Below are 21,664 nucleotides of genomic sequence, written 5' to 3' on the forward strand. Positions count from 1 at the left end.
TGCGCGCCCTTAGGAAAAGTCCTATCTCAGACACTCCTGCAGTGATCGCGATACCGGTACCGGCCCGCATGCATGGTGCTACGTCCACACGTACGACTGACGCAGCACGTGTCGCCCGCCGGCAAGCGCGATGTCTCGCCAGGGGGATCCATTCATTTCACACGCAGGGTGCATCGTGGCGCTGGCCTGGCGGGGCCAAGGATGCGCATCCGGATCCGTGCGAGAAGTCATTCCCTTCGATGGGACCGAGCGGGAATGCCACGGCATCGTGTCCCTGTGCGGTCCACGGCCATCGTGGAGTTCATTCACGCCTGGCGCGCGATTGTCCCGTTCACGGGCAGCATTGTCCCAAGGATGAGATGTGCCAAAGCGGACTTGCGGTGATGGCACCTCGTCCCCGCACCCTGCCGTCGCATCCGGCGCGCTGCCGACGCGCAGCGCTCGATTCAGACCAGCCTTACTTGCTGCTGACGTACTTCTCGCGACGGATCTGCGGCGGTGGCAGGCCGGCGGCCTTCAGCAGCTCGGCGCAGGCATCGACCATGTCCGGGTTGCCGCACAGGTAGGTGATGTCGCGCGTCGGGTCCGGGCCGATCTCGGCCAGCTGCTGCTGCACGTAGCCCTTGCGCACGTCCGGGTGCGGGTCGGCCGGCAGCTCGCGCGACAGGCAGGGCATGTAGCGGAACCCCGGGGTGGCCTCGGCGAAGGCACGGAAGTCCTCGCTGTAGAGCAGTTCCTGCGGGGTGCGGGCGCCCTGCAGCAGCACCACTTCCACGCCGCGCTCGGCGATGGCCCGGCGCAGCAGCGGCAGCATCGAACGGTACGGGGTGACGCCGGTACCGGTGGCGATCAGCAGGTAGCGGCCGTTGTGGTCGCCGGGGTTCAGGCAGAAGCGCCCGAACGGGCCGCTGCCGGTCAGGTGGCCGCCCAGCTCCAGCCCCTCGAACAGGGCCGTGGCGGCGCCGCCGGGCACGAAGCTGACCGCGATTTCCACCGCCTCGCCCGGGCCCAGCGCGTGGTCGTGGATGGTGGCCAGCGAGTAGCTGCGCTTGGTCGCGGTGCCGTCGGCGTACTCGAAGTGAACCTGAATGAACTGGCCGGGCTGGAAATCCAGCGGTTGCCCATCGTCACGGACGAACTGGTAGTGGCCAACGGTGGGCGCCAGCATGCGGCGTCCGACCAGCTTGAGGGGGAATTGGGCAGGCACGAAGGGAAAGCTGTGTTTGACCGGGCAAAGCCGCGGGGCCTTCTATAATACCGCTTTGCATTCACGCGGCGCCGCAGACCCGGCGCGAAGGCCCGAGCTTGGACTCCCGAATCTCCCCCGCAGCCCCCGCGCTGCGCATCACTGATCTGCGCAAGACCTACGACAACGGCGTGCAGGCCCTGAAGGGCGTGTCGCTGGAAGTTGCCCCCGGCGACTTCTTTGCCCTGCTCGGCCCCAACGGGGCCGGCAAGTCGACCATGATCGGCATCATCTCCTCGCTGGTGAACCTCAGCGAAGGCACGGTGGAAGTGTTCGGCACCGACTTGGTCAGCCAGCGCAGCGCGACCATGCGCCTGATCGGCCTGGTGCCGCAGGAAATCAACTTCAACCTGTTCGAGAAGCCCTTCGACATCCTGGTCAACTACGCCGGCTTCTACGGCATCCCGCGTGCCGAGGCCGAAGCCCGTGCCGAGCAGGAGCTCAAGCGCGCGCATCTGTGGAACAAGGCGCAGATGATGAGCCGCACGCTGTCCGGCGGCATGAAGCGGCGGCTGATGATCGCCCGCGCGATGATGACCCGCCCGCGCCTGCTGATCCTGGACGAGCCCACCGCCGGCGTGGACATCGAGATCCGCCGCGACATGTGGAAGACGCTGCAGGAGATCAACGCCGCCGGCACCACCATCATCCTCACCACGCACTACCTGGAGGAAGCCGAGCAGCTGTGCCGCAACCTGGCCATCATCAACCACGGCCGCATCGTCGAGCAGGGCCCGATGCGCGGCCTGCTGGCCAAGCTGGACGTGGAAGGCTTCATCTTCGACATCGACGGTGAACTGCCGGCGCAGCTGCCGCACATCGAAGGCGCCACGCTGCTGGCCACCGACACGCACACGCTGGACCTGGACATGCCGCGGGCGATGGACCTCAACCGCGTGTTCGACACCTTCAACGCCGCCGGCATCCGCGTGCGCTCGATGCGCACCAAGAGCAACCGCCTGGAAGAGCTGTTCGTGCGCCTGACCGGCAACCTGGAGAACAACGCATGAACACCTCCGTCACGTCCTCTTCCGAGACCGCCACCGGTTCGCGCAACTGGGTGGCGCTTGGCACCATCGTCCGCCGCGAGATCAACCGCATCCTGCGCATCTGGGGCCAGACTCTGGTGCCGCCGGCGATCACCATGACCCTGTACTTCCTGATCTTCGGCGGCCTGATCGGCTCGCGCATCGGCGAGATGGGCGGCTACAGCTACATGCAGTTCATCGTGCCGGGCCTGGTGATGATGAGCGTGATCCAGAACAGCTACGGCAACATCAGCTCCTCGTTCTTCGGCGCCAAGTTCGGCCGCCACATCGAGGAGCTGCTGGTCAGCCCGATGCCGAACTGGGTGATCCTGGGCGGCTACGTGGCCGGTGCGGTGGTGCGCGGGTTGATGGTCGGCGTGATCGTGCTGATCATCGCGATGTTCTTCACCCCGGTGCGCATCCCACACCCGCTGGTGACGCTGAGCACGGTGCTGCTGGGCGCGACCATCTTCTCGCTGGCCGGCTTCATCAACGCCGTCTACGCCAAGAAGTTCGATGACGTGGCGATCGTGCCGACCTTCATCCTGACCCCGCTGACCTACCTGGGCGGCGTGTTCTATTCGGTCACGCTGCTGCCGGGCTGGGCGCAGGCCCTGACCCACGCCAACCCGATCTTCTACATGGTCAACGCGTTCCGCTTCGGCCTGCTGGGCAGCAGCGACGTGCCGCTGTGGGTCTCCTACACGCTGATGCTGGGCTTCGTGGCCGCACTCACCGCCTTGGCACTGTGGCTGCTCAAGCGCGGTGTTGGCCTGCGTAGCTGAGCCGCTGAACCAGGATCGACCGGCATGACAAGGGCGGGACCGCGAGGTCCCGCCCTTTTTCATATCCGTGCACCACGCCATCTTTTGATGGCGTGACGCTATTGCTATGCTGCGCGCACAGGGGGCTCTTGGACCACACGTCGACAGGGCACTGAATGACCGCAGCACAATGCCGTTCCACCTCGGCCCGTTCATCGGCCGTCATCCTGCCTGCCCCGTTTCGTCGCGCGCCCGCAGCCGACGCTACCGCGCTCCCTCATCGGCCGGATCCCCGTCGCATGCTCCGCTGCTGACACAGCGTTGATGCATCCATCGCGCACGCTTGCTTTCCTCGTCCCATCCCCGGTTGGCCCATCTCGCCATCCGGGGCGATTTCCTTGTCGGAGCATTCCATGAACGTACAACCCGTCACCAAGCGCACTGCCCTGGCCCTGTCGACCCTCGCCCTGTTGCTGGGAAGCGCGTGCAACCGCACGCCCGCACCGGCCGAGCCTGCCGCGCCCGCCACCGATGCAGCAGAGACCAACCCGCCAGCACCGGCTGCCGAGGCAACGACCACGAGCAACGCTTTCGACATCGAGAAGCTGCCCGTCTCCACGGCCACGCTGGGTGAATTCCCTTACATCGGCCTGCCGGAGGGCTATCAGGTGCAGCGCCCGGAGACCAACCCGTTCGAGCGTGTACCGTTCTGGACCGGTGACCGCCTGGAGTGGGTCGAGGGCCAGGTCTACGGCGCACGCCTCCAGGCCAAGGACGGGCACCCGTTCTCGCAGCTTGAGCTGACCCGCAACCTGCAGGCACTGGTCGAGAGCCTGGGTGGACGCCAGGTGTTCAACGGCAAGATCCCCGCCGCCGCCCTGGATGACATCCAGAAGTCTTCCGCTGCCGTTGAACGCGTGGATGCCCTGGGCGACATCTACAACGAAACTGCCGATGTCTACGTGATCCGCCAGCCGGACCGCAACATCTGGCTGCATGTCGCCAAGAGCGGCAACCAGGCCGGGCTGCTGATCGCCGAGACCAAGCCGGTGCAGATCACCGCCAAGGCACTGCCGGCCGACGCGCTGAAGAGATCGATCGACGACGCCGGCAAAGTGGCCATCCAGGTGCAGTTCGAAACCGACCAGGCCACCATCCTTCCCGCGTCGAAGCCGCAGCTGGAGCAGGTGACCGCACTGCTCAACGACAATCCCGAGCTGCGACTTTCGATCAATGGACATACCGACAACACGGGAAATGCGTCACACAATCTGTCGCTCTCGCAACGCCGTGCAGCCTCCGTTCGCGACTTCCTCGTCACTGCGGGAATCGATCAAAAAAGGCTTGAATCCAGCGGTTTTGGCGATTCACAACCGGTTGCCGACAACAACACCGAAGAGGGCAAGGCACAGAACCGTCGCGTGGAGTTGGTGAAGCTCTGAATTAACTTCATCGTCACGCAGATAAATGCCATTTGTCTTGAACATGCAATGGAGGCGTGTTTAGATCGTGCCCGCATCAGTTCAGGGGGCGTCATCAGCGACTGGTGTCATTGACTTGAATTCCGAAGTAACAGGACGGCGCAGCAGTGCATCCAATGCACTGCATTGCCAAAAAAAACTAGGAGAAAGCCATGCGTCACACGCCCCGTAAGTTTGGTTTCAAAAAGCAGCGCGGTCAGGGCATGACCGAGTACATCATCATCACCGCACTGGTGGCCATCGCCGCCATCGCCGCCTTCACCTACTTCGGTGGAACCGCGCGCAGCCAGGTTGCCGGTATGGCCAAGGAACTCTCCGGCCAGAGCGCAACGCAGTCGATCAATCGTGCCAAGAACGTCTCCAACCAGGCACAAGAGGAAGCCGACAAAGACAAGGGCATGGACGCTTACTCCAACAAGTAAGCCGAGCCTGTCCTGACGTCACGCGCAGCCCCCGCTGCGCGTGACGCTTTCCGTCGTTGTTACTCGCCTTGGTGCCCACGCGTGGGCGCCAACGGGCGAGCCATGCCCGGTGAAACCTCATGAGCCCTCGTGCCAGAGCACAAGCCTTCTGTACCCGCAGGATTCCCTCATTGAGCCAGCGACGCACCATGGCCGGGCAGGCAATGGTGCTCGGGCTGGTGATGCTGCTGGTGCTATGTGTCGGCGTGATCGTGCTGTTCGATACCGGACAGACGGTCAACAAGAAGGTCGAGCTGGTCAATGCCGCCGATGCGGCTGCCTACAGCGTTGCCGTGCAGCAGGCACGGGCACTGAACTTCGCCGCCTATTCCAACCGCGCGCGCGTGGCCAATGAAGTCGCCGTTGCGCAGGTGATCGGCCTGTACTCGTGGATGAACCAGTTCCACACCACGACCATCGTGCTGGAAAAGGTGATGAGCGTACTGGCCAAGATTCCCTATGTCGGGCCGATATTCCAGGCGCTTTCAAGCATATTCAAGGCCATCGGACAGACCCTCAAGGGCATCCGGCGCGCCTATCACGGCCTGGCCCAGGTCACGGTGACCGCACTGGATGCGCTCAACGGCACATTGGCCACCGCCTCACGTTCAATCCTGGAGGCCGTGGGCCGCGTCGATGGAATACTGGTCGCCCGCGACATCGTCAAACGAAATTCGCCCGATGCCGCGCTAAGCGCGGTGGGCGCTGGCGTGCTGACCTCGCAGCTGTTCACCGCCAACAACAACTTCCTGCAGAGCTACCGTATTCCGCGTTCGCGCGGCGGCGGCGCTGGCGGCTCGGCACAGGATCGCAGAGGGGCCGATCGCTTCCGCAACGTGGTGATGCAATCGCGCGACCCGTTCTCGTGGAGCCGCAGCGATCATGACCTGAACCTGTTCCTGATCAAGTTCAACCAGTCCGGCGGCACCGACATGGTCGACTACGACCGTTGGGTGGCCGCCGATGCCATGGGCCTGGAAGTGAACCTGCCGTGGCCGTTGAAGGACATCAACATTCCGCTGGGCTGGGGCGGCGCGCAAGCGGTCCAGCGTTACCAGCAGCAGCGCTTCATGCCCGGCTTCGCCAACGGCAGTGGCTGGGTATCGGAATTCAACAACAACCGACGCTATCGCCCTTACGGCAACATCCGCGGCGAAAACCGTGCTGCCAGCAGCATGATCGACAGTGACCCGAACGTCAGCCTGGACAATGGCAAGAAGCGTGATGCGTACTTCACCGGTTACCAGGGCCTGCGTGACTATGACGATGTGAAGTCCGGCCAGGGGCTGCGTCCCTATACCGAGCCGGGTAGCCGCGCCGACCCGGCCAAGAACACCGGCCCGATCTTCACCGTGCATGTGGAGACCGATGTCGCCAAGGCACGTACCAGCGCCGCGATCGATGGTATCGGTGGCCCGGCTGGTTCGCCGATGGCGATGGAAGACAAGGCCGCCGGCGGCAAGATCTCGGCCTATGCCTCCGGCCAGGTGTACTTCAACCGCCCGCCGAACTACGCGCTGTTCAAGCGCGGCGACAACCGCTTGGAAGTGGGCAACCTGTTCAGTCCGTACTGGCAGGCTCGCCTGATCGACACACCGGACTCGGTGGAAGTGCTGCTCGGAATCACCCGCCTATGATCCATACGTCCTCCCTGCAGCGCCTGCGCTGCCCCCTGCTGGTTGCCGCCGCTGCGCTGCTGGCTGCCTGCAACAGCAACGCCAGTGGCAGCGGCGAACCGGGCGCGGTCAAGAACATGCCGCCGATCCACCTCGACCAGACGGCCGAACTGCTCACCGATGGCCAGAACGGTCGACGCGCCGCCTACCTGGAAGCCGTGCGTGCCTGCGAGGCTGGTGGCATCCCCACCCGTCGTCTGAGCGACACCGAGGTGGCGCTGGTCGGCGTGACCCGCTACGAAATGTGGCTGGACGGCAAGAGCGAAACCCTGCAGACACGCAGTTGGGATGCCGGACAAGAGTCCCCCGACGCCCTGTGCCAGTTCAAGCTGGAACTGGAGGGCACGTTCTCCAGCAGCAGCGCCACCACATTCGTCGAACAGGACCTGGCCACCGGTGCACGCGAGGAGCAACCGGTGGAAAGCACCGACGCGCTGCAGCGCTTTGCGCTGGTCCCCGAGGATGATCGTGCACCGGCAGGTTTCCAGGGCCCTGCCGCCAGACAGGTGGCGGGCCAACCCTGCGACGAATGGACCACGCCGGACCAGGCGCGCCTGTGCGTGTGGTCCGGCGGCCGCGCCTGGGGTTTCGGCGCCTCGCGCGGCGATGACCACCGTTCCTCGCCCGACAACATCGTGCTGGAAGCCGAGCCAGGCAATGGCAACGGCTACCGGGTGACCACGCAGGTATTCACTGTCGGCCAGGCATTCCCCGCGCCCACCGCCGCCACGGAGAAGCGCCAATGAACACGCCCCGCCTGCAGCGCGGCCAGAGCATGGTTGAAATGGCAGTCCTGTGCCTGGTGCTGGTGCCGCTGTTCCTGCTGATTCCGACCCTGGGCAAGTACGTCCACATCCGCCAGCAGGCGCAGCAGGCCACGCGTGCGGCCGCCTGGGAGGCGACCGCCTCGCGCTCCTACGCGGTACCAAGCAACGCGCAGGTGCGCCCGCAGCTGATCGCGCGCCACTTCGGCGCCGCCGACAGCAGGATCATCAGCAACGTGCCGGCCAGCACCGCCGAGCGCCTGGACGACCCGCTGCTCAACACGTTCTCCAACCAGCCGCTGCTGCAGCGTAGCGACATCACGCTTGGCGCATACCGCAATGACCGCGAGCCCGGGATCATGGGCAGGCTGAGCGGCTTGATCTCCAAACTGCCGGGGCCGTTCCCGCCCAACGAGCGTGGCCTGATCACGGCCAGCATGGACATGCGCATCCGCGACCTGCGCACCGCCGACGGCAGTGCCGCCGCTTACCTGGAGCCGTTCGACACGATCGGCCTGCGCATGCAGACCACCAGCGCACTGCTGGCCGATCCGTGGAATGCCGCTGGAGCAGGGATCAGCGGCAACAATCCGCGCTCGGTGAAGGCACAGATCCGAAACATGGTGCCGACCAGCAACCTGGAGGACGGCGCGAAGATGCTGCAGGGCGTGTCGTCACTGCCCCTGTTCGGGGTGCTGGGTGACCTGAAGCCGGGCTACATCGAGCCGGATGTGGTGCCGATGGACAAGCTGGAGCGTTATGCGCCACGTCCGTGATGTCCTGTGCGTGCTTGCCCTGGGCCTGGCGGCCAGCATGCCGGCGATGGCGTCCAGCTGGCCGGAGCTGCCCCTGCCTGATGACAGCCAGGGCGAATGGGTCTCGCGGCACATGATCCACAACGGCGTACCGATGCGCGCGGCACGTTTCCAGAGCCAGCTGACCCCGGCGCAACTGGTGCGCTACTACGAGCAGCTGTGGCCCGGGCAGGTGACCGTCACCGATCTGGGCAGCAAGAAGATCGTCGCGCACGGCACCAACAAGCACTTCTTCACCATCGAGATCAGCGGCGGTGCGGCCGGCAGCGAAGGCCAGATCGGCATCGTCGAAGTGCTGAAGGAAACGCCCCGGGCCGAGCCCGGCGCCGACTTCCTCAAGCCCTCCGGCACCCAGGTGGTGACCGATACCGTCTACCTCGACAACCCCGGACGCACGCTGACCATGAACGTGCGCATGTCGCCGTTCCAGGCAGACGGGTTCTACAAGTCACGCCTGCCCGAACGCGGCTGGCGCAGCCAGGACGCAAAGCCCTGCCCGATGATGGCGTTGAGCTGCACCGCCAGTTACAGCAACGGCAAGGAGCAGATGACCCTCACCTTCAATCGCAACGGCGAAACCACCGACATGGTGGTCAACCAGATATCGAGATAGCGCGGCCATGAGACAGCCAACACCGCCAAGCCGGCGCGCCCAACGCGGGGCCGCCCTCATTGAGTACACCATCGTCACCGTGCTCGGGATCATCGTCCTGGTCGCCGAGCCCAACATCATCCTCGAACTCGTCCAGGCCCTGCGCAAGGCCTACTCGAGCTTCGTCTACGCACTATCGCTCGGATGGGTATGAAGAAGATCAACATCAAGCCGAACCGCAACCTCGTCTTCATCCTGGTCGCACTGGTACTGGGCGGCCTGGCCGCGCTGCTGGCGGTGAACTACGTGCAGAAGACCGTCGCCGAGCGGACCCGCGACGATGGCGAGACGGTTGTCGTCGCGGTCCCCAAGCAGAACCTCGAGCAGGGCATGCAGATCACCTCCGATGACCTCGCCGCGCGGCCGGTCCCGGTTGATCTGGTACCCGCCGACGCGATCACGCCGGACAACTATGACCAGTATGTCGGTCGTGTGCTGCGCTCGCCGCTTGCCAAGGGCGCACCGGTCCCGGGGGCTGCCCTGGTGCCGCTGTACGACCAGTTCTCCTCGGTCATCAAGAGCGGCAACGTGGCTTACACGATGTCGGTGGACGAAACCAATTCCATCTCCGGCATGGTCGCCCCCGGTGACCATGTCGACATCCTGTTGACCGTGGACGAGGAAGGCGGCGGCGCGCGCGTGCTGCCGCTGCTGGAGAACATCAACGTGCTGGCCACCGGTACCCGCATCGGCGAGCAACCCGTGGATGAGGAAAATCCCGGCTACTCCAACATCACCCTGGAACTGGCCCCCCGCGAAGCCGAGCGCCTGACCGTGGCGGGCAAGGCCGGCGGCTTGCGGGTGATGCTGCGCCACAACGAGGACTCCGAGTCATTCGGCCTCGGTGGCCTGACCCAGAAACAACTGTTGCAGAAAGGCAAAGAGTCCAGCGGTTCGCAGGGCAGCGGCGTTCATTTCATCATCGGAGGCAAGGGCTGAAGCATGCGTACTCGCATCTCACGTTTTTCAATGCTGGGCGCATTCATCGCCATATCCCTGCCCGGCGCCGTCGGCGCGCAGCAGGTGGACATGATGTCCGGATCCACCCCCACCGCACCGCAGGCACCGCAGCAGATGCCGATCCTGGTGCAACCCGCCGCGGCCACGCCGGCGGCACCGGCATCCAATGCAGGCGCCGGCTCGCTGGTTCCGGGCCATCAGTTCCCGGCACCGGTGGCCAATGCCGCTTACAGCCGTCCCGCCGGCAGCCGCCAGACGGTGCCGCTGCCCGAGCGTGCCCGCCTGTACGTCGGCCAAGCTGCGGTGTACCGCCTGCCGCGCGCGCTCAAGCGTGTGGCGGTGGGCAACGGTGAAATGCTGCAGGTCACCAACATCGGCCGCAATGAGCTGGTGGTGATCGGCAACAAGACCGGCGACAGCACCATCCACCTGTGGATGCAGGACGGCAGCCAGATCGAGGTGCCGGTCACCGTCGGCGAGAGCGACGCCGAAGGCCTGGCCGACACCGTGCGCACCTTGCTTGCCGATGCCGGCAACATCACCGTGCATACCATCTCCGACCGCGTCGTGGTCACCGGCCAGGACGTGCATCCGGGCATCGCCGCGCGCATCGCCAGCCTGAAGGAGATCTACCCGCAGCTGCTGGACTTCACCTCCTCCGACCCGGTCGGCATGCGACCGATGGTGTTGATGGACGTGAAGATCATGGAGTTCGACTCCAACGCATTGGAGGAGCTGGGCATCAAGTGGGACAACGTCATCCGTGGCCCATCCGGCGGGCTGCTGAAGGATTTCACCACCAACGACTACTACCGCGTGCTGCCGGACGGTTCGCCGTTCGAGAACCTGCAGCCGGCGCTGCCCACCGCCGTGCGCGGTACCCAGGCGTTCTTCGGCATCGCCACCACCATCGGTTCCAGCATCAACCTGCTGATGAACAAGGGCAAGGCGTTCATGCTGGCCTCGCCACAGCTGAGCGCCCGCAGCGGCGGCTCGGCCAAGTTCCTGGTCGGCGGCGAGGTACCGATTCCGATTCCGCAGGGCTTCGGCCAGGTGACGGTGGACTTCAAGGAGTACGGCATCAAGCTGGACATCGAGCCGGTGGTCAACTCCAACGACGAGATCTCCACCACCTTCATGGCCGAGGTCAGCCGCATCGATCCCAGCGTGATGGTGCAGGGCGTCCCGGGCTTCACCACCCGCCGTACCTCCTCGGAGATCAACGTGCGCGCCGGTGAAACCATCGTCGTGTCCGGGCTGGTGGACAGCAGCGCTGCCAAGAGCGCGGAGAAGTTCCCGATCCTGGGTGACATCCCGATCCTGGGCAAGCTGTTCCGCTCCGACGGCTTCCGCGGCAACCGCACCGAGCTGGTGATGTTCGTCACCCCGCGCGTGATCAGCCCGGAATCGCAGGAGAACATCGACGCACTGGAACGTGGCAACAGCATCCAGGAGCGCGGCAAGGAAGCCATGTCCCGCCGCAACAAAGAGTTCGTGCAGTAGGAATCAGCATGTTCAACGTATTGATCACCACCTCCAACCGCGAAGAACGCCGTGTCCGCTGCATGCACCGCGAGTGCAGCATCGGCCGTGGCGACGGCAACCTGATCATCCTGCAGGGCTGGAGCATCGCCCAGCAGCACGCCGCCCTGAAGCGCGAGGAGGCCGGCATCTTCATCCAGTCGCTGGGCGCACGCGCGGCGATCCGCGTCAACGGACAGGACGTGAAGGACTCGCACGGCCCGCTGAGCAGCAACGACAGCGTGGAGATCGGCGACTACCGCCTGCAGGTGATCGACGAGGACCCGCCGGAAGCCAGGCCGGTCGAACCGGTGGCGGTGGTGCAGGCCACTTCGGCGCCGGCGCCGGCCAATGACCCCAACGATGCGCCCCGGGAACCCTCGCAATCCCTGGCAAAGCCTTCCGAACTTGCCGTGGAGAACACGGTGTGGCGTGCGCGCGTGCATGCCGCGCTGGTCAAGCAGATGGACCTGCGCCGCGTCGACGTGCGCGGCATGACCGATGACGTGCTGCGCTCGACCACCATCAAGCTGATCGAGAGTGTCATGGAGAAGGAGTTCAGCGACCTTCCCAAGACCGTCAACCGACGCCGCCTGGCCAAGGAAGTGCTGGACGAGGCGATTGGCCTGGGTCCGCTGGAAGACCTGCTGGACGACAACAGCGTCACCGAAATCATGGTCAATGCACACGACCAGATCTTCATCGAGCGCGCCGGCCGGATCGAGCAGTCCACGGTCAATTTCACCAACGACCGCGCGGTCCTGTCGGCGATCGAACGCATCGTCACCCCGCTGGGCCGCCGCATCGACGAAAGCTCGCCGCTGGTGGACGCACGCCTGAAGGACGGTTCGCGCGTCAACGCGGTGATCCCGCCGGTCGCGCTGCGCGGCCCCAGCATCAGCATCCGAAAGTTCTCCAAGCGCAAGCTGCACGGCGAGGACCTGCTCAAGTTCGGCTCGCTGAACCCGCAGATGCTCGAGTTCCTGATCATGGCGGTGAAGGAACGCCGCAACATCGTGGTCAGTGGCGGTACCGGCTCGGGCAAGACCACGCTGCTCAACATCCTGTCCAACTTCATCCCCGACGATGACCGCGTGGTCACCATCGAGGACGCCGCCGAACTCAAGCTCTCCCAACCCAACCTGGTGGCGCTGGAAGCGCGCCCGCCGAACATGGAAGGCAAGGGCCAGATCACCATCCGCGACCTGGTCAAGAACGCACTGCGCATGCGCCCGGACCGCATCGTGGTCGGCGAGTGCCGTGGCGGTGAGGCGCTGGACATGCTGCAGGCGATGAACACCGGCCACGAAGGCTCGCTGACCACCGCCCACGCCAACAACCCGCGCGAGACGCTGTCGCGCCTGGAAGTGATGGTGATGATGTCCGGCATGGAATTGCCGATGACGGTGGTGCGCGAGCAGATCGCCTCGGCGGTGGACCTGATCGTCCACCAGAAGCGCTACCCCTGCGGCTCGCGCAAGGTCAGCCACATCTCCGAGGTCACCGGCATCGAGAGTGGCACCATCCAGCTGCAGGACATCTTCCTGTTCAGCCCGCGCTCCTACCACGGCCGTGATGGCAAGGTGGTCGGCGAGTTCCGAGCGACCGGCGCGGTGCCGGAGTTCTACGAGACCCTGGCCGAGCGCGGCGTCAACATCGACCTGGGCATCTTCCGCACGGGAGCGCCGGGATGAGCGAGATCTGGCTGATCGCGCTGCTTGCCTTCGGCAGCTTCGCGCTGGCCGGCATGTACCTGGCCAGCAGCAGCGCCGGGTTCATGGAGCGCTATCGCGAGAACTTCATGAACCAGGCCAGGCTCAACCTGGCCGACATGTTCCTGTTCGTCGACCCGAAGGCATTGTTCGCCGGCAACGCGTTGTTGCTGGCGATCCTGCCGTTGCTGCTGTGGCTGGTCACCGGCAACCTGCTGCTGCCGATCGTGGTGCTGCTGTTGCTGGCCATCCTGCCGCGCAAGATCTACCTGTGGCTCAAGCAGCGCCGGCTGGACCGCATCCAGGCACAGCTGCCCGATGGCCTGCTGATGCTGGCCAGCAGCCTGCGCGCCGGCGTGGGCTTCAACCCCGCGCTGGAAACCCTCGCCCAGGACGGGCAACCGCCACTGGCACAGGAGCTGTCGCTGATCCTGCGCGAGCAGCACATGGGCGTGCGCACCGAGGAGGCGCTGGAGCACTTCGCCGAGCGCGTGCCGATCGATGACGCCAAGCTGTTCGTCGCCGCGGTGACCATCTCGCGCGAGGTTGGCGGCAACCTGGCCGAGACGCTGGCCACGCTGGCCGAGACGCTGCGCCGCAAGTTGATGATGGAAGGCAAGGTCAAGGCGCTCACCGCGCAGGGCCGCCTGCAGGGCATCGTGATGGCGATGCTGCCGGCCGGCCTGGTGGGCTTTCTGGTGCTGTTCTATCCGGAAACGATGAACCCGATGTTCCACACCTGGCAGGGCTGGTGCGTGATCGCCCTGATCTGCGTGCTGGAGTACCTGGGGTATCGCATGTGCCGGAAAATCATGACGATCGACATATGAGTTGGATGATCATCCTTGTTGCGGTGATGGCCATCGGTGCAGTGGTGCTGGTGATGTTCGCCGTGCGCGGCATGCTGCAGCAGGTGCCGCAGAGCGACCGTGACTACCAGGATCCATTGCCACGCATGCTGCAGCTGTTGTGGCCGGTGGTGGTCGCCGCCACCCATGCGGTCGGCCCGCGGCTGAAGGCCGCCCAGCTCGAACGCGCGCACCGCGCCCTGACCTCCGCCGGCCAGGACTTCGTGCTCACGCCCGAAGAGCTGTATGGCACGCGCATCGTCTCGGCCGGCGCGGTGGCGCTGTTCCTCGGGCTGGTGGTGGTGCTGCTGGGCAAGGCCAGCGTTGGCGCACTGTTCTTCTGCCTGCTGTTCGGCCTGCCGCTGGGCTGGATGTATCCCACGCTGTGGCTGGGCGAGCGCCGCAAGGTCCGTACCAAGTACGTGGTGCGCGACCTGCCGGTGTTCCTGGACTTCATCACCATGGGCGTGGAGGCCGGCCTGAACATCTCCGGCTCGATCGAGCAGTCGGTGCAGCGTGGTCCGCCCGGCCCGCTGTCGCAGGAATTCTCGCGCATGCTGCGCGACATGCGTGCCGGTCTGCCGCGTGCCGAGTCGCTGCGGCGCATGGCCGACCGCATGGACATCTCGCAGGTCACCAGCTTCACCAGCTCGCTGATCCAGGCCGACAAGGTCGGCGCCAACCTCAGCGACACCCTGCGCGCACAGGCCAACCAGCGCCGCGAAGAGCGCTTCCTGCGCGCCGAGAAGCTCGCGCTGGAAGCACCGGTGAAGATGATGCTGCCCCTGGTGATGTTCTTCTTCCCGCTGATCTTCGTGGTGCTGGCGTACTTCATCTACCTGCAGATGAAACAGCAGGGGATCCTGTGAAGACCCTGGCCCTGTATCGCGGCACGGATTGCCTGGTACCGCAGGTGCTGCACGCGCGTGTCTGGTACCGGCGCCTGTTCGGCCTGCTGGTGCTGCCGCGCCTGCGCAAGGGCCAAGGCCTGTTGATCGAACCCTGTGCCAGCGTGCACACGCTGGGCATGCGCTACCCGCTGGACCTGCTGTTCCTGTCCCGTGACGGCCACGTGCTGGGTTGGCGCGAGTCCGTGGCGCCCTGGCGCGCGGCCTCGCAACGCGGCGCGCGCAGCACACTGGAACTGCCCGCCGGTACGCTTGCCGCGTTCTCGCTGCGCGTGGGCGAGCAACTGCATTGGCACCCCGTTCCCGACGCTGCCCCGGTCCCCGCGGCCGATGGAGGCCTGCAATGAAACCCCTGCGCACCCCACCCCGCCGCCAGTCCGGGCAATCGCTGGTCGAGTTCTGCATCGTCGTGCCGGCATTCCTGTTCCTGATCCTGGTGACCTTCCAGCTGGTGCTGATCTACCGCGCCAAGACCACCCTGGATTACGCCGCCTTCCAGGCCGCGCGTGCCGGAGCCGTGAACGGCGTGGACCATGCCAAGATGCGCAACGCCCTGGCCTTCGGCCTGACCCCGCTGCTGGCCACCTCACCGGACGCAGCGGGTGTCGCCCGCGCCCGCGCCAGCGCCGAGCTGGAGACCCGCCTGTTCGCCGACATCGAGGTCATCGCGCCGACCCGCGCGGCCTTCAACGAATTCCGCGAGCGACAGTACGACGGCCGCTACGCGCTACCCAACGACAGCCTGGCGTTCCGCGACAACCGCGTGGGCGGCAGCCAGGTCAACGTGCAGGATGCCAACCTGCTCAAGATCAGGGTGACCTACAAGCTGCCACTGATCGTGCCGTTCGCCGACCGCGTCATCGCCGGCCTCTCCTCGCTGCTGACCGAAGGCGAGAGTTACCATCCGGCCTCGATGCTGATCGAGGAACCGGTCAGCGGCCACCGCCGCCTGCCGATCGAGTCCTACGCCGTGGTCCGCATGCAGACGCCCATCTATGACAGCAGCCGCCTTGCGCGTTGATCGTCGCGCCGTGTGGATGGCACTGCTGGCCGTGTCCGCGGCCGGTGTCGCGCAGGCACAGCCGCAAGGCATGCAGGCACGCATCGAGGCGACCGTCGAGGGCTACGGCAACCTGGCGCCCCGCGGCACCGACAAGCCGATCCGGCTGACCCTGCGCACCGCTGCCGAAGGCATGCGCGCCGACTTCCATTTCGATACCGGCAGCTCGGACGTCTACCTGCTCAAGCGCAACGACGAACCGCGTGCATGGTGGATCAGCGTGCAGGGGCGTTACATGATCCCGGCCAATGACGCCAGCGGCCCGTACTGGTATGACGTGCAACGGCCCTGCGACAACGTGCAGGGCCGTTGCACACCGGCACAGGGCCAGTTCATCGCCGGGCGCCTGGCCAAGGGCGTGAACTATGACCACGCCCGCCATGGGCCCGACGGCACCACCCGTGGCACCTTGTGGATAGACAGCGAGACCGGGCTGCTGCTGGCCTACCGCGGCACCCACGGAAGCCGTCAGGACAGCCGCAGCTTCCGTGCCTCGCGGGTGGATTACGAACCGCTCGACGCAGCGGCGTTCGCCATGCCCACGACATTGCACGTCCCCAAGGGCATGACCGACTGAGGCCACCACCGGCCCACGCGCCTGCCGACTCACTATGATGGGGCCCACTCCCCTGGTTCGAACGGTGTTTCCCGCAGATGCGTATCCTGATCCTTGGCGCCGGTGGCACCGGCGGTTACTTCGGCGGCCGCCTGGCGCAGGCCGCCGTTGATGTCACCTTCCTGGTGCGGGCCAACCGCGCCGCGCAGCTCGACCGCGATGGCCTGGTGATCCGCAGCCCGTTGGGCGATGCGGCGTTCCCGGTCGCGCACGTCACCGCCGAGGCGCTGCCGGAACTGGCGCGGCAGCGCCCCTTCGACCTGGTCATCCTGAGCTGCAAGGCCTATGACCTGGACAGCTCGATCGATGCCATCGCGCCGGCGGTGGGCCCGGCGACCACGGTGCTGCCGATCCTCAATGGCCTGCGCCACTACGCGGCGCTGGACGCGCGCTTCGGCCGCGACCAGGTGCTGGGCGGGTTGTGCTTCATCAGCGCGACCAAGGCCGGGGACGGCGCAGTGCTGCACCTGGACAAGCCGGCCAAGCTGACCTTCGGCGAGCGTGATGGCGGTGCCGCCAGCGCACGCGTCGCGGCATTGGCCGCGGCCTGCGCCCAGGCCGGCATCGACCATGTCGCCTCCGAGGACATCGCACGCGAGCAATGGGTGAAGTACACCTTCCTGGCCACGCTGGCGGCCGGCACCTGCCTGATGCGTGGGGACGTCGGTAGCATCGTCGCCACCGACCACGGCACCGCATTGATGCAGGCGCTGTACGCCGAATGCCTGGCGGTGGCCGCGCACGCCGACCAGCCAATCCCGTCGGTCGCCCAGCAGATCGCGCTGGGGGCGGTGACCAAGGCCGGCTCGCCGATCAAGGCCTCGATGCTGCGCGACCTGGAAGCCGGCCAGCGCGTGGAAGCGGCGCACATCGTCGGCGACATGCTCGACCGCGCGTGCGCCGCCGGGCAGGCCGCCCCGCTGCTGCAGGCCGCCTACTGCCACCTGCAGGTCTACCAGGCGCAGCGCGGCGATTGAGCCGCGTGCTCAGCCCGGCAGGCGGAAGAACGCGCGCGTGGCGGCGGTGGCGTTGGCGGCGGTGACGGCCACGTCCTCGCCACGGTCGCGCGCCAGCTCCTGGACGATGTGCGACAGGAACGCCGGCTCGTTGCGGCGGTCCTTGGGCATCGGCTTGAGCGTGCGCGGCAGCAGGTAGGGCGCGTCGGTCTCGATCATCAGCCGCTCGGCCGGGATGTGCTTGACCAGCTCGCGCAGGTGCGCGCCGCGACGCTCATCGCACAGCCAACCGGTGATGCCGATGTAGTAGTCGCGGTCCAGGTAATCGAACAGCTCGCCGCGCTCGGCGGTGAAACAGTGCACCACCGCCGGACCAAGCTGGCCGTCGAAGTTCTTCATCATCGCGATGAAGTCATCGTGAGCGTCACGCTGGTGCAGGAACAGCGGCTTGGCGGTGTCCACGGCGATCTGCAGCTGGCGTTCGAAGGCCTTGCGCTGCGCCGGGCGCGGCGAGAAATCGCGGTTGTAGTCCAGCCCGCATTCGCCCACCGCCACCACTTCCGGGTGCACGTGCAGCGCACGCATCTCCGCATCGCACTCATCGGTGTATTCACTGGCATGGTGCGGGTGCACGCCGGCGGTGGCGTACAGGAAGCCGGGGTGGCGTCGCGCCAGTTCCAGTGCCTGCGGTGAATGCTCGCGGCTGGCGCCGGTGACCACCATCTGCACCACGCCGGCGGCGCGGGCGCGCTCCAGCACCGCGTCCAGGTCGCGTTCGAAGGAATCGTGGGTGAGGTTGGCACCGATGTCGATCAGTTGCATGGAGCGGGAACCGGAAAGCAGTGAAGGCGGCAATTGTAGTCGTTGTACCGGGAGCGCTAGCGGCGTGCGACTTACCCCTCCCCAGCGCTCCCCTTCGCTACGCGAAAGGGAGGGGGCCAAGCGCTGCCTGCGGCGATCTGTCCGGGTGCGAAAGACCGCGCCCTCCCTTGCGTAGCAGGGGAGGGCTGGGGAGGGGTAAGTCTTCCGGCACCGCTGGCCGCATGGTCCCGCACCACCAGCCTTCTACAATGCACGCATGGCATCCGAATTCCCCATTTCCCCCCTGCTTCCGCAGATCCTCCAGCAGCTGGCCACCCAGCCGCGGCTGGTGCTGGAAGCCCCGCCCGGCGCCGGCAAGACCACCCAGGTGCCGCTGGCGCTGCTGGACGCGCCATGGCTGGCCGGCCGCAGGATCATCATGCTCGAACCTCGCCGCGTGGCCGCGCGCAGCGCCGCGCTGTTCATGGCGCGCCAGCTCGGTGAGCCGGTTGGCGAAACCGTGGGCTACCGCATCCGCTTCGAGAACAAGGTCTCCGCGCGCACCCGCATCGAGGTGGTCACCGAAGGCATCCTGACCCGCATGCTGCAGGACGATCCCCTGCTGGAAGGCGTGGGCGCGCTGCTGTTCGATGAATTCCACGAACGCCACCTGGCCGCCGACCTCGGCCTGGCCTTGGCGCTGGACGTGCAAAGCCAACTGCGCGAAGACCTGCGCATCATGGTGATGTCGGCCACGCTCGATGGCGAGCGCCTGGCCGATTTCCTGGATGCACCGCGCCTGTCCAGCGAAGGCCGCAGCCATCCGGTCGAGGTCAGCCACTTCCCGGCCCGCCGCGATGAAGCACTGGAAGCACAGGCCCGCCGCGCGGTGGAACAGGCGTTGGCCGAGCATCCCGGCGACGTACTGGTGTTCCTGCCGGGGCAGCGCGAGATCGCCAGGGTGCAGGCCGCGCTGCAGGCGGCATTGACCGCTGCCGAGGCGGGTCGGAACGTCGATGTCCTCGCCCTGCACGGCGAGCTGCCGATCGAACAGCAATCACGCGTGCTGCAGCCCGATCCGGAGGGCCGCCGCCGCGTGGTGCTGGCCACCAACGTCGCCGAGTCGTCGGTCACCCTGCCCGGCGTGCGCGTGGTGATCGATGCCGGGTTGGCGCGTGAGCCGCGCTACGACCCCAACAGCGGCTTCTCGCGGCTGGATGCGGTGGCCATCTCGCAGGCCTCGGCCGACCAGCGCGCCGGCCGCGCCGGCCGTGTCGCCGCCGGCTGGGCGTGGCGGCTGTGGCCGCAATCGCAACGGCTGGAGCCGCAGCGGCGCCCGGAGATGGCGCAGGTGGAACTGGCCGCGCTGGCACTGGAGCTGGCCGCGTGGGGCAGCGACGAGCTGCGCTTCGTCGACCCGCCGCCGGCCGGTGCACTGGCCGCCGCGCGCGAGCTGCTGCAGCGGCTGGGCGCCTTGAGCGCGGGCAACACCCTCACCGCGTTGGGCAAGCGCATGCTCGGCCTGGGCACGCACCCGCGCATGGCCGCGATGCTGCTGTCGGCCAGGAACCCGCGCGAGCAAACGCTGGCCGCCGACCTGGCCGCATTGCTGGAAGCACGCGACCCGTTGCGCCAGGGCGGCGATGCACTGGCCGCCCGCTGGCGTGCGCTGGCGGCCTTCCGCGCCGGCCGCGCACCGCACGATGCCAGCGGCAGCGCGCTGGCCGCGATCGATGCGGCTTCGAAACAATGGCGGCGGCGCCTGCGTTGCGACGCCACGCCCCCCGGCAACATCGAGGCACATGAGCTCGGCGACCTGCTCGCCCATGCCTTCCCCGACCGCATCGCCCTGCAGCACCCCAGCGATCCCCTTCGTTACCAGCTGGCCAATGGCCGCAGCGCGCGCCAGTTCGATCACAGCGACCTGCGCGGCGAGCCATGGCTGGTCATCAGCGAACTGCGCCATGACCCGCGTGATGCGCTGATCCTGCGTGCGGCCCCGGTCGATGAAACGCGCTTGCGCACCGACTTCCCCGAACGCTTCCGGCAGCAGGACGTGGTGCGCTGGAACGCCGCCAAGCGTGCGCTGGAAGCGCGCCGCGAAAGCAGCTTCGAACGTATCGTGCTGGACAGCCGCCCGGCCGGCCGCGTGGACCCGGCGCATGCCGCGCGTGCACTCACCGATGCGGTGCGCGAACTGGGGCTCGACGCGCTGCCGTGGACCGAAAACCTGCAGCAATGGCGCGCACGGGTGATGGGCCTGCGCGCGTGGATGCCCGAACTCGCCCTGCCCGACCTGGCCGACGCCGCGTTGCTGGAAACGCTGGAGGACTGGCTGTTGCCGGCCTTCAACGGCAAGACCCGGCTGGACGCGCTCACCGAGGAAGAGCTGGGCGAAGCGTTGAAATCCGGCATCGACTGGAACACGCGGCAACAGGTGGACCGCCATGCCCCGGTGCGCATCAGCGTGCCCTCGGGCATGGACCGGCGCATCGACTACGCGCTGGACGACGACGGCATCAGCCCGCGTCCGCCGGTGCTGGCGGTGAAGCTGCAGGAACTGTTCGGCCTGGCCGACACGCCGCGCATCGCCGATGGCCGCGTGCCGTTGCTGCTGCACCTGCTTTCGCCCGGCGGCAAGCCGCTGCAGGTAACCGGTGACCTGAAGAACTTCTGGCAGAACACTTATGCCGAGGTGAAGAAGGAAATGAAGGGCCGCTACCCACGCCACCCGTGGCCGGATGATCCATGGAGCGCGACCGCCACACATCGGGCCAAGCCGCGCGGGACGTGAGGCCGGGCGGGCGCCGGGAACGGCAGCCCTCCCTTTGGCGTGGCCAAGGTGAGGGCGGGGAGGGGTGCCGTCCGCGCCACCAACACCCAAGCGTGAACGCACACGTTTCATCCCGCGCTCAGCCCCGCGCTTTCCGGCTAACATCCCCTACACGCCCGTGCAGCGAAACTGGGCGTCTGATCCTCGCAAACAAGGAGCCCCCACATGAGCAAGTTCAGCGATATCACCGGACCGGCCCTGGAGCGGGCAATGGAACTGGTCAACCATGCCGGCGGCAGCCTCAAGGGTGGCGGTGCCAATGCCGCCGAATGGCTGAAGGCCGGTGCCGCCATCGGCGCCCTGAAGACCGGTGGTCGTACCGTCAGCCGCGTCGCCCGCCGCAACCCGACCGCCACCGTGGCGGTGGCCGCCGTGGGCCTGGGCCTGATCGGTTACATGCTGTACCGCAAGAACAAGCGTGACAACGAAGCCATCGAGGCCAAGTCGCGCCAGATCGCGCAGCGTCGTCGCCACGCGCATGCGGCCAGCGTCACCGACGAAACCAGCGACATCGGCAGCGATACCTGAGCCGCGGCGGCAACGCCGGCAGTTCCGCAGGAGC

22 protein-coding genes are annotated in these 21,664 nt (G+C 66.7%); 20 read left to right on the forward strand and 2 right to left on the reverse strand.

Translation table 11 applies throughout. The features are described 5' to 3' along the window. Positions 1-457: 457 nt before the first annotated feature. Positions 458-1,207 carry a ferredoxin--NADP reductase gene (locus AC06FE_RS06805; protein WP_132863781.1) on the reverse strand — a complete coding sequence of 250 codons (750 nt, stop codon included), beginning with the start codon at positions 1,205-1,207 and terminating at the stop codon, positions 458-460. Between the two features lie 98 nt (positions 1,208-1,305). On the opposite strand from AC06FE_RS06805, the gene AC06FE_RS06810 reads away from it, so the two are divergent. From AC06FE_RS06810 to panE, 18 genes are all read left to right on the forward strand, one after another. Next, a complete protein-coding gene (locus AC06FE_RS06810; RefSeq protein ID WP_478072601.1) occupies positions 1,306-2,256 on the forward strand; it encodes an ABC transporter ATP-binding protein in 951 nt (316 codons plus the stop codon). After that, complete coding sequence (locus AC06FE_RS06815) at positions 2,253-3,059, forward strand: ABC transporter permease (RefSeq protein ID WP_313253548.1); 807 nt, start codon at positions 2,253-2,255, stop codon at positions 3,057-3,059. The genes AC06FE_RS06810 and AC06FE_RS06815 overlap by 4 nt, the downstream gene beginning before the upstream one ends. 392 nt (positions 3,060-3,451) lie before the next feature. Next, positions 3,452-4,480: an OmpA family protein gene (locus AC06FE_RS06820; RefSeq protein ID WP_478072602.1), complete on the forward strand. Its 1,029-nt coding sequence runs from the start codon at positions 3,452-3,454 to the stop codon at positions 4,478-4,480. A gap of 242 nt (positions 4,481-4,722) precedes the next feature. Then, the gene (locus AC06FE_RS06825; protein ID WP_263863699.1) at positions 4,723-4,941 is read left to right on the forward strand and encodes a pilus assembly protein; all 219 of its coding nucleotides are present in this window, start codon (positions 4,723-4,725) and stop codon (positions 4,939-4,941) included. A 170-nt stretch (positions 4,942-5,111) separates the two neighbouring features. Continuing rightward, on the forward strand, positions 5,112-6,617 hold the full coding sequence (locus AC06FE_RS06830; RefSeq protein ID WP_478072603.1) for a pilus assembly protein TadG-related protein: 1,506 nt from the start codon (positions 5,112-5,114) through the stop codon (positions 6,615-6,617). After that, on the forward strand, positions 6,614-7,402 hold the full coding sequence (locus tag AC06FE_RS06835; RefSeq protein ID WP_478072604.1) for a hypothetical protein: 789 nt from the start codon (positions 6,614-6,616) through the stop codon (positions 7,400-7,402). Before AC06FE_RS06830 ends, AC06FE_RS06835 begins: the two co-directional genes overlap by 4 nt. After that, positions 7,399-8,196, forward strand: coding sequence for a TadE/TadG family type IV pilus assembly protein (locus AC06FE_RS06840; protein WP_323437768.1), 798 nt, complete (start codon positions 7,399-7,401; stop codon positions 8,194-8,196). The genes AC06FE_RS06835 and AC06FE_RS06840 overlap by 4 nt, the downstream gene beginning before the upstream one ends. Continuing rightward, entirely contained in the window at positions 8,180-8,848 is a 669-nt protein-coding gene (locus tag AC06FE_RS06845; protein ID WP_478072605.1) for a hypothetical protein, read from the forward strand. The genes AC06FE_RS06840 and AC06FE_RS06845 overlap by 17 nt, the downstream gene beginning before the upstream one ends. 7 nt (positions 8,849-8,855) lie before the next feature. Beyond that, positions 8,856-9,041 (forward strand): hypothetical protein, encoded by a 186-nt coding sequence (locus AC06FE_RS06850; protein WP_192287046.1) that lies wholly within the window; start codon positions 8,856-8,858, stop codon positions 9,039-9,041. Next, positions 9,038-9,826, forward strand: a complete 789-nt coding sequence (gene cpaB / locus AC06FE_RS06855; protein WP_192287047.1) for a Flp pilus assembly protein CpaB — start codon at positions 9,038-9,040, stop codon at positions 9,824-9,826. Before AC06FE_RS06850 ends, cpaB begins: the two co-directional genes overlap by 4 nt. A 93-nt stretch (positions 9,827-9,919) precedes the next feature. Beyond that, positions 9,920-11,350: a type II and III secretion system protein family protein gene (locus tag AC06FE_RS06860; RefSeq protein ID WP_478072606.1), complete on the forward strand. Its 1,431-nt coding sequence runs from the start codon at positions 9,920-9,922 to the stop codon at positions 11,348-11,350. An 8-nt stretch (positions 11,351-11,358) separates the two neighbouring features. Continuing rightward, on the forward strand, positions 11,359-13,062 hold the full coding sequence (locus tag AC06FE_RS06865) for an ATPase, T2SS/T4P/T4SS family (protein ID WP_478072607.1): 1,704 nt from the start codon (positions 11,359-11,361) through the stop codon (positions 13,060-13,062). Then, entirely contained in the window at positions 13,059-13,910 is an 852-nt protein-coding gene (locus AC06FE_RS06870; protein WP_192287050.1) for a type II secretion system F family protein, read from the forward strand. Before AC06FE_RS06865 ends, AC06FE_RS06870 begins: the two co-directional genes overlap by 4 nt. Positions 13,911-13,915: 5 nt before the next feature. Further along, positions 13,916-14,797: a type II secretion system F family protein gene (locus AC06FE_RS06875; protein ID WP_478072608.1), complete on the forward strand. Its 882-nt coding sequence runs from the start codon at positions 13,916-13,918 to the stop codon at positions 14,795-14,797. After that, positions 14,794-15,183, forward strand: coding sequence for a DUF192 domain-containing protein (locus AC06FE_RS06880; protein ID WP_478072609.1), 390 nt, complete (start codon positions 14,794-14,796; stop codon positions 15,181-15,183). The genes AC06FE_RS06875 and AC06FE_RS06880 overlap by 4 nt, the downstream gene beginning before the upstream one ends. Continuing rightward, the gene (locus tag AC06FE_RS06885) at positions 15,180-15,857 is read left to right on the forward strand and encodes a TadE/TadG family type IV pilus assembly protein (protein ID WP_192287053.1); all 678 of its coding nucleotides are present in this window, start codon (positions 15,180-15,182) and stop codon (positions 15,855-15,857) included. Before AC06FE_RS06880 ends, AC06FE_RS06885 begins: the two co-directional genes overlap by 4 nt. Continuing rightward, positions 15,847-16,473, forward strand: a complete 627-nt coding sequence (locus tag AC06FE_RS06890; RefSeq protein WP_478072611.1) for a hypothetical protein — start codon at positions 15,847-15,849, stop codon at positions 16,471-16,473. Before AC06FE_RS06885 ends, AC06FE_RS06890 begins: the two co-directional genes overlap by 11 nt. A 77-nt stretch (positions 16,474-16,550) precedes the next feature. After that, positions 16,551-17,489 (forward strand): 2-dehydropantoate 2-reductase, encoded by a 939-nt coding sequence (gene panE, locus AC06FE_RS06895; protein ID WP_478072612.1) that lies wholly within the window; start codon positions 16,551-16,553, stop codon positions 17,487-17,489. A 9-nt stretch (positions 17,490-17,498) separates the two neighbouring features. Here panE and AC06FE_RS06900 read toward each other — a convergent pair whose 3' ends face one another. Next, positions 17,499-18,290: a TatD family hydrolase gene (locus AC06FE_RS06900; protein ID WP_192287056.1), complete on the reverse strand. Its 792-nt coding sequence runs from the start codon at positions 18,288-18,290 to the stop codon at positions 17,499-17,501. A gap of 256 nt (positions 18,291-18,546) precedes the next feature. On the opposite strand from AC06FE_RS06900, the gene hrpB reads away from it, so the two are divergent. Next, positions 18,547-21,063 (forward strand): ATP-dependent helicase HrpB, encoded by a 2,517-nt coding sequence (gene hrpB / locus AC06FE_RS06905; RefSeq protein ID WP_478072613.1) that lies wholly within the window; start codon positions 18,547-18,549, stop codon positions 21,061-21,063. 204 nt (positions 21,064-21,267) lie between these two features. Beyond that, entirely contained in the window at positions 21,268-21,630 is a 363-nt protein-coding gene (locus AC06FE_RS06910) for a hypothetical protein (protein ID WP_132863792.1), read from the forward strand. The last annotated feature ends 34 nt before the right edge of the window (positions 21,631-21,664 follow it).

Source organism: Stenotrophomonas sp. Steno-C18, assembly GCF_056393195.1.